This is a genomic window from Arthrobacter celericrescens (genome assembly GCF_003614925.1).
GTDB lineage: Bacteria > Actinomycetota > Actinomycetes > Actinomycetales > Micrococcaceae > Arthrobacter > Arthrobacter celericrescens.
In genome coordinates, this window is record NZ_QYLP01000031.1 from 173,639 (window position 1) to 186,477 (window position 12,839).

At 70.2% G+C, this 12,839-nt stretch carries 9 protein-coding genes; 4 read left to right on the forward strand and 5 right to left on the reverse strand.

Annotation, left to right across the window (positions count from 1 at the left end):
- Window positions 1-44 precede the first annotated feature (44 nt).
- Both D3654_RS07540 and D3654_RS07545 read left to right on the forward strand, forming a co-directional pair.
- Window positions 45-563 (forward strand): DinB family protein, encoded by a 519-nt coding sequence (locus D3654_RS07540; protein WP_120520883.1) that lies wholly within the window; start codon window positions 45-47, stop codon window positions 561-563.
- A 5-nt stretch (window positions 564-568) separates the two neighbouring features.
- On the forward strand, window positions 569-1,681 hold the full coding sequence (locus D3654_RS07545; RefSeq protein WP_120520884.1) for an NAD(P)H-dependent flavin oxidoreductase: 1,113 nt from the start codon (window positions 569-571) through the stop codon (window positions 1,679-1,681).
- Window positions 1,682-1,690: 9 nt separating this feature from the next.
- On the opposite strand, the gene D3654_RS07550 is transcribed toward D3654_RS07545, so the two are convergent.
- The 4 genes from D3654_RS07550 to D3654_RS07565 are packed head-to-tail and all read right to left on the reverse strand — an operon-like array spanning window position 1,691 to window position 8,882.
- Window positions 1,691-2,722, reverse strand: coding sequence for a GNAT family N-acetyltransferase (locus D3654_RS07550; RefSeq protein ID WP_120520885.1), 1,032 nt, complete (start codon window positions 2,720-2,722; stop codon window positions 1,691-1,693).
- 9 nt (window positions 2,723-2,731) lie between these two features.
- On the reverse strand, window positions 2,732-6,172 hold the full coding sequence (gene cydD / locus D3654_RS07555; RefSeq protein ID WP_120520886.1) for a thiol reductant ABC exporter subunit CydD: 3,441 nt from the start codon (window positions 6,170-6,172) through the stop codon (window positions 2,732-2,734).
- Between the two features lie 3 nt (window positions 6,173-6,175).
- Window positions 6,176-7,261: a cytochrome d ubiquinol oxidase subunit II gene (gene cydB / locus D3654_RS07560; RefSeq protein ID WP_120520887.1), complete on the reverse strand. Its 1,086-nt coding sequence runs from the start codon at window positions 7,259-7,261 to the stop codon at window positions 6,176-6,178.
- Between the two features lie 22 nt (window positions 7,262-7,283).
- Window positions 7,284-8,882, reverse strand: coding sequence for a cytochrome ubiquinol oxidase subunit I (locus D3654_RS07565; RefSeq protein ID WP_120520888.1), 1,599 nt, complete (start codon window positions 8,880-8,882; stop codon window positions 7,284-7,286).
- Window positions 8,883-9,166: 284 nt separating this feature from the next.
- Between D3654_RS07565 and D3654_RS07570 the strand changes: the two genes are divergently transcribed.
- Complete coding sequence (locus tag D3654_RS07570) at window positions 9,167-9,553, forward strand: BlaI/MecI/CopY family transcriptional regulator (protein ID WP_115789950.1); 387 nt, start codon at window positions 9,167-9,169, stop codon at window positions 9,551-9,553.
- Window positions 9,554-9,558: 5 nt separating this feature from the next.
- A complete protein-coding gene (locus D3654_RS07575) occupies window positions 9,559-10,581 on the forward strand; it encodes a M56 family metallopeptidase (RefSeq protein WP_120520889.1) in 1,023 nt (340 codons plus the stop codon).
- Window positions 10,582-10,693: 112 nt separating this feature from the next.
- On the opposite strand, the gene D3654_RS07580 is transcribed toward D3654_RS07575, so the two are convergent.
- Window positions 10,694-12,802, reverse strand: coding sequence for a DNA gyrase/topoisomerase IV subunit B (locus D3654_RS07580; RefSeq protein ID WP_120520890.1), 2,109 nt, complete (start codon window positions 12,800-12,802; stop codon window positions 10,694-10,696).
- Between the last annotated feature and the right edge of the window lie 37 nt (window positions 12,803-12,839).

Below are 12,839 nucleotides of genomic sequence, written 5' to 3' on the forward strand. Positions count from 1 at the left end.
GGGAGCTGCCCGCCGCTGTTCAGCGAAAGGCCTAGACTGGCCGGATGCCGATCATTCCCGATGACAAAGACTGGACCTGGGTCCTCCACAAGCCCTGCCCGGAGTGCGGTTTCGAGCCCGCCACGGTGAGCCCCGCAACAGTGTCCGGGGAGGTGCTGGACATGCTGCCGCGCTGGCGGTCCGTGCTGGAACGCCCCGGTGCGGCGGTCCGCCCGGATGACAACACCTGGTCCCCGCTGGAGTACGCCTGCCACGTGCGGGACGTCTTCAGCCTCTTCGACGAACGGCTGCACCTCATGCTGGAGGAGGACGATGCCCGCTTCGCCAACTGGGACCAGGACCAGGCAGCGCTAGACGGCGGCTATGCCTCCGCCGATCCGGGCACCGTGGCGGGCGAACTCGAGGTTGAGGGCCGGCGCGTGGCGGCGTCCTTCGCGGGCGTCACGGAAGGCCAGTGGCCCCGCACGGGCACCCGCAGCAACGGTTCCGAATTCACGGTGCTCACCTTCTCGCGCTACTTCATGCACGACGTCGTCCACCACCTGCACGACGTGAACGGCTGAGCGGGATGGCAGGGAACGAAGCAAGGGCCTGGACAGGCACTCCCGCCACCCGGCTGTTCGGCACCCGGCTGCCGATCGTCCTGGGACCCTTCGGCGGCGTCTCCTCGGTGGAGCTTACCGCGGCGGTCAGCAACTCCGGCGGGCTCGGTTCCTTCGGCCTGTACGGCTACGAACCCGCCCGCATCAGGGCCACGGCCGAGGCGCTCAGGGCAGCCACTCCGGGGCCCTTCGCCCTGAACCTGTGGCTCCCGGTTCCCGGCGAGGAGGAGCCCCGGCCGGATGCCGCCCGGTTCGCGGCCTGGCGCGAGGTGCTGCGGCCGTACTTCGAGGAGCTCGGACTGGAGCTTCCGGAGATGCCCACCTCGTGGATGCCGGACGTGGAGGAGCAGATCGCCACCGCCATCGAGGCGAAGCCCGCAGTGCTCAGCTTTGTCTTCGGCGTGCCCTCGGCCGCCGTCGTGGACGCCGCCCACCGCAACGGCATTTCCGTCGTCGGGACCGCCACCACCGCGGAGGAAGCGGTGGTCCTGGCCGACGGCGGAGTGGACGCCGTAGTGGCCACCGGCATGGAAGCAGGCGGGCACCGGGTGTCCTTCCTGCGGCCCGCCGAGGAGTCCCTGGTGGGGACGATGGCCCTGGTGCCGCAGGTGGCCGATGCCGTGTCCGTGCCGGTCATCGCCGCCGGCGGGATCGCCGACGGCCGCGGCCTCGCCGCCGCGCTCTGCCTCGGCGCGGATGCCGTGCAGATCGGCTCGGCCTTCCTCGCCACGGAGCAGTCCGCCGCGGTGCCGGCCTACCGGGAGGTGTTGCGCGGCCCGGACACCAGGCACACGGTCCTCACCCGTGCCCTGAGCGGCAGGCTCGCCCGCGGCATCCCCAACCGCATCATCAGGGAACTGCCGGACCCGGCCGCGCATGCGCCGTTCCCGGTGCAGAACTGGCTGACCGGGAAGTTCCGGCCGGAGGCCGGCAGGCTCGGCAACACCGGGCTGATGTCGCTGTGGGCGGGCCAGGCAGGTCCGCTGATCGGTGCCGCCGGGGAATACGACGCCGGCCGGCTGGTGGAGCGGATCATCGCGGGAGCCGATGAGGTGCTCGGGCGGCTCGGCCGCGGCTGACGGCGGTCTTTAGAGGACCTTGTCCCAGGCCATGCTGCGGTTGACCGCGGTGTAGCCCATCTTCAAGTACAGGGCCAGGGCGCCGGTGGGGTTCTCCGAGTCCACGTCGAGTGAAGCGACGTCCATGCCGGCGGCCACGAAGCGGTGCATCGCATCGGCCAGGAGGCTGCTCGCCACGCCCCGGCCCCGGTACTGCCGCCGCACGCCCAGCAGTTCGGTGTAGCCCTCCTTGTAGCCGCGGGCCGCCGCGGCATCGGGGTCGAAGAGGGCGATCTGGTAGCCGGCGATGTCCCCGCTGGCGGTGTCCCGGACCACGGCGCTGAGGTCCTCCCGGTGGAGCGGGTCCTCCATGATGAACCGCCAGGCTTCTTCGTCGCGCGGCTCGCTGCCCCAATGGTCCCGGAAGGCATCGTTGTGCGCCAGCCGCGCGGCCTCGTGCAGGCCGGGTTCGAGGGTGAGCAGCTCAAGGCCGGGCGCCAGCGAAATGTCCGGCAGGCCGCCGTCGAGCGGGCGGTGCATCTCGTTGTACCAACGCACCACACCGAAGCCCCTGGCCCCGAACAGCGCGGACTGGTGCACCATCTTTTCTTCCATGAACAGGCGCAGCCGCGGAACGGGTGCCTCCCCGGGCGCCCCGTGCTGCCCGGCGTCGTCGGCGAACCGGTGCCGGGTGCGCCCTTCCAGCCAGGCAAGGATCGCTGTGCCGATCCCCCGGCGCTGCCACGCCGGGTCCACGCAGGCGTAACCGAAGGCCTTCTCGCCGTCGGGATTCTTGTCCACCCGGCCGTAGGCGCGGGGCACGCCGTCGGTGTCGAAGCCCAGCACGGTGTCCACCGCGGGGTCGTTCTTGCTCGACTGCAGGATGTGGTCCAGGTCCGCGGCCTTCTCGTACCAGACGGGCTGTTCCACCGCGGCGGTGCGGGCGATGAGGGCGGCCCAGGCCTCGATGTCGGCGGTTCCCGCGGCGCGCCAGTAGAGGCCGGTGGCCTGCGGATCGGGCAGTGGGACGGCGTCGGGAAGGGGCTCGGGAAGCTCGGTCATCCCCCTAGGCTACTGAGCGGTAGCAGGCTTCACCAGCATCCGTCCGGCCGCAAGTTCCAGGCGGTCGTCGCCGGGGCCGATGTCAGCAGGATTGTGGGTCACCAGCACCACAGTGTGGTCCTGCAGCCCGGCCCGCAGTTCTGCCATCATGACGGCGGCGGTTCCGGCGTCGAGGTGGGCGGTGGGCTCGTCGAGCAGCAGCACGTCCGCGCCGCTGAGGAGTGTCCGCGCCATGGCCAGGCGCTGGCGTTCGCCTCCGCTGAGGAAGGAGCCGGACGGCCCGATCCTGCTGTCCAGCCCGTCAGGCAGCGCGGCCACGAGCGTGGACAGCCCGACGGCGGCCAGCGCCTGGTGCATCTGCGTTTCGTCCGCCTTCTTCCCGGCCGGGCGGGCCAGCAGCAGGTTCCCGCGGATGGTCGAGTCGAAGAGGTGGGCCTCCTGGGGGCACCAGGCCGCCTTGCCGCTGAGCCGTACCGTGCCCGCTGACGGTGGCAGGAAGCCGAGCAGCACCGACAGCAGGGTGGACTTGCCCGCCCCGGACGGCCCGGTGATGGCGATCCAGCGGCCGGGGGCGGCATCGGCGTCGATCCCGCTGAACACGGGCGCGCCGCCCGGCCAGCGGGCTTCCAGTCCGCGCAGTTCCAGGCCGGCACGGTTGTCCGGCAGCTCGGGAACGGGCGTGGGGCCGCGGTCCGTGCCCGGGTCCGCGTCCAGCGCTCCCGTTGCCGCGATGCGCCGCAGCACGGCGGCCAGCGCCGGCGCCTGGCGGACCGCGGGCACCACGGCGCCGAAGGGCTCAGCCAGCGCCAGCTGCATCAGCACGATCACGGCCAGTACGGCAGCCCCGGGGCCTCCAGGCCGCATCTGCCCGGCACCGGCCAGTCCGGCGGCGAGGGCCCCCAGGGTGCACGCCAGCACCACGGTTCCCTGCCCGAGCCCTTCGGCCCAGGCGGCACGGCGCGCGGCAGCCGTGGCGGCGCGGTCCCGGGCCGCGAGCGACTCCAGCACGGTTCCGGCCACCCCGTTGGCGCCCAGTTCGGCGCGGGCATCCAGCGCCGCAGCGATGTCGCGCAGCACCAGGGAGCGCAGCTGCTGTTCGGCGCGGGCCGCGTTGCGGTCCGCGAGCAGTGCCGCGAGCGGGGCGAGCAGCAGGGCTGCCGCTGCGGTCACGACGACGGCGGGCAGTGCTGCCGGGAGCAGCAGCGCCGTCGCGGTGATCGCCGCAGCGGCGACGGCGAACGCCGAGAGCGGCGGAAGAACGACGCGCGGGATGAGGTCGCGGAGGGTGTCGACGTCGTCCACCACGGTGCCCAGGACGTTGCCGCCGCGCAAAAGCCTGCGCAGGGACAAGGCGCGCTGGCTGAGCGAGGCCCAGAGCGCGCCGCGCAGCCGGGTCATCGCGTCGAAGACGAGGTCGTGGACCACGAGGCGTTCGCAGTAGCGCAGCACGGCCCGGCCGATGCCGAAGAACCGGACCCCGACGATCGCGCCCAGCAGGTAGAGGATGGGCGGCTGTTCGCTGGCGCGGATGATGAGCCAGCCGGACAGCCCGGACAGTGCCACGGCAAACAGCGCCGCGAGGGCAGCCAGGAGCACGGCTCCGGTGAAGCGGAACCCCAGCGGGGCGAGGATCCGGGCCAGTGCCTTGAATGGGCCCGGACCGGCGGCGGTGGCGGTGTCGCGGTGCACGGCGTCCGCCGGTGCAACGGCGCGCTGGGTCGCTTCCCTTGCGGACGCCGCCGTGGCGGGGGCTTCCGTTACGGCCGCGCCTGCACCCGAGGGGCGCAGCTCCACCACGTGGTCCGCGAGGCCGCGGGTCGCCGCGTCGTGGGCCACGAGGATCACGGTCGCCTTGCCGCGCAGGCCGGTGATCGCGGCCCGCACGGCGTCGGCGGTGACGGAGTCCAGGTGTGCGGTGGGTTCGTCGAGCAGCAGCACGGTGGCGCCGGCCTTGAGCCGGGCGAGGCCGCGGGCCACCGCGACCCGCCGGAGCTCGCCCGGGCTGAGTTCGGCGGGGTTCTTGTCAGCGAGGTGCCCGGCGGCCACCTGGGCCAGGCAGTCCCGGGCCGTCTCCTCGGCGCCGTCCCCAAGGCCGCACTCTCCCAGGTAGAGGCGCACCTCGGCCTGGACGGTGTCGGCCACCATCGCCGGGTGCTGCGGCACCCAGGCCAGCTTCCCGGCGTCGGGCCCGCTGAAGCTGCCGCGCACCGAGGCGCCGTTCCCGCCGTCGGCCGCGTTGTCCCGGACTGTTCCGGCCAGCACGCCGAGCACCGTGCTCTTGCCGCAGCCGCTGGGGCCCGCAAGCGCGGTGACAAGCCCGGCGGGTGCCTCGAAGTCGAGGGGTCCGACGGCGTCGTGCGGGCGCCCGGCGTAGCGCACCGTGAGTCCGCGGACAGCAAGACCGGCCACGGTAGAACCGGCCTGTGTTCCGTCCCGTTCAGACGTTCCGTCCGATTCGGAACCGAGCCGCCGGCCCGCCGGGACCCCAAGGACCTCGCCGGTAGTGGCGAGCGCGTCGCGGCCCTCCTCGCTCGCGTGGTGCGCGGTGCCGAGTTCGCGGAGGGGCAGGTAGCAGTCCGGGGCGAGGATCAGGGCGAGCAGGCCCGCTTCGAGACCCATGTCGCCGTGGACCAGCCGGACGCCGATGAACACCGCCACCACGGCCACGGAAATCGTGGCGATCAGTTCCAGTGCCAGCGCGGAGAGAAACGCAGTGCTCAGGGTTCCCATGGTGCGGGTGCGGTACTCGGTGGAGAGGTCTTCGAGGGCGGCACGCTGTTCGCTGGCCCGGCCCAGGCCCACAAGGACCGGCAGGCCCTTGGCCAGCTCCAGGATGTGGTTGGACAGGCGGCGCAGGGTCGCCTGGGCGTCGCGGACGCGGTCTTCGGTGTGCTTGCCGATCAGCACCATGAACAGCGGAACCAGCGGCAGGGTCAGCACGATCACCACCGCGCTCAGCCAGTCCGCGAACAGGATCCGGGCGCCCAGCAGCAGCGGGATGGCGGCACAGTTGACCAGGGCGGGCAGGAACTGGGTGTAGTAGTTGTCCAGGGCGTCCAGGCCGCGTGTGGCCAGGATCGCCAGGCCACCGTCACTGAGCGGCGCGGCGGAACCAGGCGACCCGGCAGAGCCGTGCGGCGTGCCCGCACCTGCTCCCCCGCCGCGAAGGGCATGCTCCAGGAGCCTCGCCCGCAGTTCCTCCTTGACGCCGAGCGCGGCGCGGCGCGCGGCAACGCCCTGCCCCCACGTGGCCGCGGCCCGCAGCACGGCGCCCGCCGCACCCCACACGAGCTGCTCGCGCCAGTCCCCGCTCCCGCCGGCGAGGCCGGCCAAGAGCGAGGCAATGGCCTGGGCCAGCAGCACCAGGGACAGCGCCTTGAGCGCCGCGAGCAAGCCCAGCAGGTAGAGCGCGGAGCGGGTGGCCGGGCCGGAGGGCAGTGCGGGCTTCATCCGTTACCGGCCGGTCTTCCCGGCGCCTGCTGCGCCGCTGCCGTCCGAGCCGGCGAGCACCTTGGAGGCGATGGCCGGAAGGAAGCCGTGGGCGGCGGGGATGACGTCGACGCTCACCCGGCGGCGGAACACCCAGTAGGTCCATGCCTGGTAGGCGATCACCAGCGGCAGGCCGAAGGCGGCCACGACGCTCATCAGCCCCAGCGTGTAGTCCGAGGAGGAGGCGTTCGCCACGGTCAGGTTGAAGGCCGGGTCCAGCGTGGACGGCAGCACCACCGGGTAGGCCGCACCGAAGATCGAGGCAGCAGACGCGGCGATGAACAGCGCGAGCGCCATGAACGGCCGGCCTTCGCGGCCCCTGGACGCCAGCCACCAGGCGGCGGCAGCAGCGCACAGGGCGACGGCGGTCAGTGCCCAGGTCCACGGCTTGCCGGAGATGAACTGGACGGCCACCGACCAGCCGAGCATCGGCAGAGCCGCAAGCGGAACCCAGCGCACGAAGGTGCCGCGGGCGCGGTGCCGCACCTCGCCGTCGCTCTTCAGTGCCAGGAAGGCGAGCGCGTGCACCAGGGCGAAGGCGACGACGGCGAGTCCGCCCAGCACCGCGTAGCCGTTGAACCAGGCGAAGGGACCGCCGTCGCGGTCGCCGTTGGCGTCCAGCGGCAGCCCGGTGGTGGTCAGGGCCAGGGCGGCGCCGACGCCGAAGGCGGCGAAGAAGGAGCCCAGGGCGATGGCCCAGTCCCAACCGTTGCGCCAGCGTTCGGAATCCACCTTGCCGCGGTATTCGAAGGCCACGGCGCGGAAGATCAGGGCCACCAGGACCAGCAGCAGGGGCAGGTACAGCGCCGAGAACAGGGAGGCGTACCAGAGCGGAAAGGCCGCGAAGGTGGCGCCTCCGGCGGTGAGCAGCCAGACCTCGTTGCCGTCCCAGACCGGGCCGATGGTGTTGAGCAGAACCCTGCGTTCGGCGTCGTTGCGGGCGAACAGCTTCATGAGCATGCCGACGCCGAGGTCGAAGCCCTCCAGGAAGAGGTAGCCGGTCCACAGGACGGCAATCGCGATGAACCAGATGGTGGGCAACAGTTCCATGTCCGTAAGTCCTCTGCAGTTCCTAGTAGGCGAAAGCCAGCACGTCGTCGGCGCCCGCGGACGGCGGGGTGCCGCCGTCCCTCTTGTCCTTCTCCGCGCCGTCCGTAGTGGCGTGCGCGAGCTCCGGCATCGCAGACGCCACGCCGCCGCGTACGTACTTGACCAGCAGCCGCACCTCGACCACCAGCAGTACTGCATAAATGGCGGACAGGACCACCAGGGAAGCCATGATTTCGCCCGCGGAAACGCCCGGGGACACGGCGGCGGCGGTGAACATGAACACCTGGTCGATGCCGGAGGGATCGGGGTTCGGGGCCACGACGAAAGGCTGGCGGCCCATCTCTGTGAAGATCCAGCCGGCGGCGTTGGCACCGAAGGGGGCGAGGATGCCGAACACGGCCAGGCGCATCAGCCAGCGGGCCTGCGGCACGGCGCCCTTGCGGGTGACCCAGAGCGCCAGCAGCGCGGCGAAGGCGGCGATCCCGCCGAAGCCGATCATCATCCGGAAGCCCCAGTAGGTCACCTCCATGACGGGCACGTACTGGATTTCCGCACCGGCGCGGTCACCGTAGAGCGCGTTGTCCGGCAGGTGGGTGCCGTACTTCTCCTGGTATTCGGAGAGCAGGCTGTTCACGCCCTTGACCTCGGTGGTGAAGTCGCCCTTGGCCAGGTAGGACAGGATGCCGGGAACCTCGATCACGGCCACGATGTCGTCGCAGTTCTTGCCGCCCAGGTTTCCCACGCTCAGGACGGAGAAGCCGGTGCCGTCGTGGCAGGCGGCCTCCGCAGCGGCCATCTTCATGGGCTGCTGCTCGAACATCAGCTTGCCCTGGAGGTCACCGGTCAGGGCGGTGCCGGCGAAGGAGATCATCGCGACGACGGCGCCGATCCGCAGCGAGCGGATCCAGACCGTGTAGTCGGCCTTGTCGCGGCCGGGGATGGCGGCGCTGCCGGGGATGAGCCGGCCGTCCTTGCCCACGGTGTCGATGCCGTCGTGGCGGCGGCGCCACAGGTGGTACCAGGCGATGCCCAGCAGGAAGGCGCCGGCCACTCCGAGGGCGCCGAAGAGCGTGTGCGGGACGGCCACGAGGGCGGTGTTGTTGGTGAAGACGGCCCAGGCGTCGGTCATGACGGGCCGGCCGTCGATCATCTCCACGCCCACCGGGTGCTGCATCCAGGAGTTGGCCACGATGATGAAGTAGGCGGAGAAGAGCGAACCGATGACGGCGATCCACAGGCAGGCGAGGTGCACGCCACGCTTGAGCTGCTTCCAACCGAAGATCCAGAGGCCCAGGAAGGTGGACTCCACGAAGAACGCCAGCAGGGCCTCAAGCGCTAGCGGGGCGCCGAAGACGTCACCCACGAAGCGGCTGTATTCGCTCCAGGCCATGCCGAACTGGAATTCCTGGACGATGCCGGTGGCCACGCCCATGATGAAGTTGATCAGGAAGAGCTTGCCCCAGAACTTGGTCATCCGCAGGTATTCGGGCTTGCCCGTGCGGTACCAGAGGGTCTGGATGATGGCGACGACGAGGCCCAGGCCGATCGTCAGGGGAACCATCATGAAGTGGTAGACGGTGGTGATCCCGAATTGCCAACGTGCGATTTCCAAGGCGTCCATGGCTGTCCTTTGTCCGGCTGCCCGCAGTGCGGCCTACTTGTTCTACGTTTCGTAGAAAACCATTTGTTCTACACAGTGTAGAACAAATCTGTGCAGAACAAACCGGCGTCCCCTGCTCACACTTTTCCAGCGGCACCGGGGCCCCGCAAGGGTCCGCCACGCCGCATGTTCTACTTCACGTAGAACCGCGGCCCGAAAAGCGCTAGATTTGATACTGGAATGTTGGATCATCGCACCAAGCATGGCCGGAACGGCCGTCAGGTGCGGAAAGCAGGGATGTATCGATGGCAAGTCTTGGCGAACTCGAACGGGCAGTCATGGACCTGCTCTGGGCAGGCCAGGAGGCGGCAACCGCCAACACGCTGCGTGACCTGCTGGCCCGCGATTCGGAGGCCGAAGGCGGAAGCGCCGGCCACCAAGGCAAGGACCTCGCAGTCACCACCGTCCTGACCGTCCTGTCCCGCCTGGAAAAGAAGGGCCTCGTGGAGCGCGAACGCGGCACCCGCCCGCACCGCTACCAGGCCGTCTCCAGCAGGGAAGACCACACCGCCGAACTCATGCACGAGGTGCTCGGGTCCGCCCCGGACCGCGAAGCCGTGCTTGCCCGTTTCATCGGTTCGGTCACCGAAAGTGAAGCCGCCACGCTGCGCAAACTGCTCGGCGAACACTAGCTCCCATGTTCTGGACCTCATATTTTCTGGCGGTCCTTGCTCTGGTACTGGCCTGGCCGGTGCCCGTCCTCCTTTCCCGTGCCGCCTGGCCGGCCCGGGCACCCTTCACCGCGATGGTCCTTTGGCAGGCCATCGCCCTGGCCGGCGGCCTCTCGATGATCGGCGCCATGCTGGTCTATGGCCTCGAACCGGTCGGCGACAACCTGATCGCGGGCCTGCGCGCCCTGGCCGGCATGGTCCTGTACAACGAGCCGACCACGGCGCTGGGCTTCTGGCACCTGTTCGCCCTCTCCGCCGCGGCCCTGCTGAGCGCCCATCTCGTGTTCACGCTGCTGCTGACATACGTCAAGATCGAACGCCAGCGCCGGCGCCACCGCGAACTGCTTGCCCTCCTCGCCTCGCCGTCCGCCGACGGGCCCGGCACCGTGGTGATCAACCACGATTCCCCCGTGGCGTACTGCCTTCCGGGCGGTGCCCGCTCCGTCACGGTGCTGTCGGACGGCCTCATGGCGCGGCTCGAGCCGGCCGAACTGCGCGCCGTACTGATCCACGAAAACGCCCACCTGAGCCAGCGCCACGACCTGCTGCTCTGGGCCTTTGCCGCCTGGCGCCAGGCGCTCCCCTGGTTTCCGACCACCCGCTATGCCCAGCTCGCGGTGAACTCGCTCATCGAAATGCTGGCCGACGACGTCGCGCTGCGCAGCGAGAGCAAGGCCACGCTGATCAAGGCCATCGCCCTGGTGGCCGGCGGCGCGTCCAGTGCCGCCAGTGACGGGCCCGCCGTGGCCGCCCCCGCGGAGGCCGGGAGCCTGGGCACCGGCAGCTTCAGCGCGGGCAGTTTCAGTACCGGAAGTTTCAGCACGACCGGCGGCGCCGATTCACCGCGGACGACGGCGTCGCGCGTCAGCCGCCTGCTCTCCCCCGAGCCGCCGCTCAAGCCCGCCTACCGCGCCCTGGTGCTGGCGGCGTCGGCCCTGCTGCTGGCGGCCCCGACGGCGCTGCTCATCGTGCCGGGGCTGCTCGGCTGACCACCGCCGGACATGTCCGGCGGTGAAGCCGAAGAGTGGACATATAGCTGTCATGTCCGCTCCTCGCGTGCAAGGGCGGACATGTCCGCCCGGAAATCAGGCGTCGATGCGGTCAGGCGTCGATGCGTTCGCGATCCAGGCGGGCGGCGCCGTCGATGATGAATTCCTTGCGCGGGGCCACGTCCGAGCCCATCAGGAGGTCAAAGACCTGCTCGGCCTGCTCCAGGTGTTCGATTCCCACCTTCCGCAGGGTGCGGTGCCGCGGGTCCATGGTGGTCTCGGCCAACTGCTGTGCGTCCATTTCGCCGAGGCCCTTGTACCGCTGGATGGGCTCCTTGTAGCGCTTGCCTTCCTTGGCGAGCTTCGCAAGCAGCGCGTGCAGCTCGGCCTCGGAGTAGGTGTAGATCATCTCATTGGCCTTCTGGCCCGGGTTGATGACCTCCACCCGGTGCAGCGGCGGCACGGCCGCAAAGACGCGGCCGGCCTCGACCATCGGCCGCATGTACCGGAAGAACAGGGTCAGCAGCAGCGTGCGGATGTGAGCGCCGTCGACGTCGGCGTCGGTCATCAGGATCACCTTGCCGTACCGGGCGGCGTCGATGTCGAAGCTGCGCCCGGACCCGGCGCCCACCACCTGGATGAGTGCGGCGCATTCGGCGTTGGAGAGCATGTCGCCCACCGAGGCTTTCTGGACGTTCAGGATCTTGCCGCGGATCGGCAGCAGGGCCTGGAAGTCCGAGGAGCGGGCGAGCTTGGCGGTACCGAGGGCCGAGTCACCTTCGACGATGAACAGTTCCGAGCGGGCGACGTCGTCCGTGCGGCAGTCTGCCAGCTTGGTGGGCATCGAGGAGGTTTCCAGGGCATTCTTGCGCCGCTGGGTCTCCTTGTGGACGCGCGCGGAGATGCGCGACTTCATCTCGCTGACGATCTTTTCGAGCAGCAGCGTGGACTGGGCCTTGTCGTTGCGGTTGCTGGAGTTCAGCCGGCCCGTGATTTCCTGCTCCACCACCCTGGAGACGATGGACCGCACGGCCGAGGTGCCCAGGATCTCCTTGGTCTGGCCTTCGAACTGCGGCTCCGCCAGGCGCACAGTCAGCACGGCAGTGAGGCCGGCCAGGATGTCGTCCTTTTCGATCTTGTCGTTACCGGCCTTGAGCTTGCGGGCGTTGGTCTCGACGGCCTTGCGGAACGTCTTCACGAGGGCCTGCTCGAAACCGGCCTGGTGGGTGCCGCCCTTGGGTGTGGAGATGATGTTCACGAAGCTGCGCATCGTGGTGTCGTAGCCGATGCCCCAGCGCAGGGCAACGTCCACTTCGCAGTCCCGCTCGACCTCGGCGATGGTGCTGTGGCCGTTTTCGTCCAGGACCGGAACGGTTTCCTTGAACTTGCCGGCCCCGTGGAGGCGCCAGATGTCGGTGACCGGAGCGTCGGCGGCGAGGAAGTCGACGAACTCCGAGATGCCGCCGTCGTGGTGGAAGACCTCCTCGTGCGGACCGGCTTCGCCCGGGGTGCCGGCCAGCCCGCGCTCGTCGCGCACCGTCAGCTTCAGGCCCGGGATGAGGAAGGAGGTCTGGCGGGCGCGGGCCGCCAGGTCCTCGTATGAGAACCTGGCGTCGGGGGTGAAGATCTGGCGGTCGGCCCAGTAGCGGATGCGCGTGCCGGTGACGCCGCGCTTGGCCTTGCCGACGACGTCGAGCACCGAGTCGTCGACGAACGGTTCGAACGCGGCGGTGGGACTGAGCTTGGCGCCGGCGTCCTTGAAGCGCCCCGGCTCGCCGCGGCGGAAGGACATCTGGTAGGTCTTGCCGCCGCGGTCCACCTGGACGTCGAGGCGGCTGGAGAGGGCGTTGACCACGGACGCACCCACGCCATGCAGGCCGCCGGAGGCCGTGTAGGAGCCGCCGCCGAACTTGCCGCCGGCGTGCAGCTTGGTGAAGACGACCTCGACGCCGCTCAGTCCGGTTTTGGGTTCGACGTCCACCGGGATGCCGCGGCCGTCGTCGTGGATTTCCACCGAGTTGTCCGCGTGCAGGATGACCCTGATGTCGTGGCCGAAGCCGGCGAGGGCCTCGTCGACGGAGTTGTCGATGATTTCCCAGAGGCAGTGCATGAGGCCGCGCGAGTCCGTGGAACCGATGTACATGCCCGGGCGCTTGCGGACCGCTTCGAGTCCTTCCAGGACCGAGAGGTGCCGGGCGGTGTATTCAGAACTCGGGGCCACGGGCGGGGCGCTCCTTCGGTTTGTCTGGGCGGCAAAA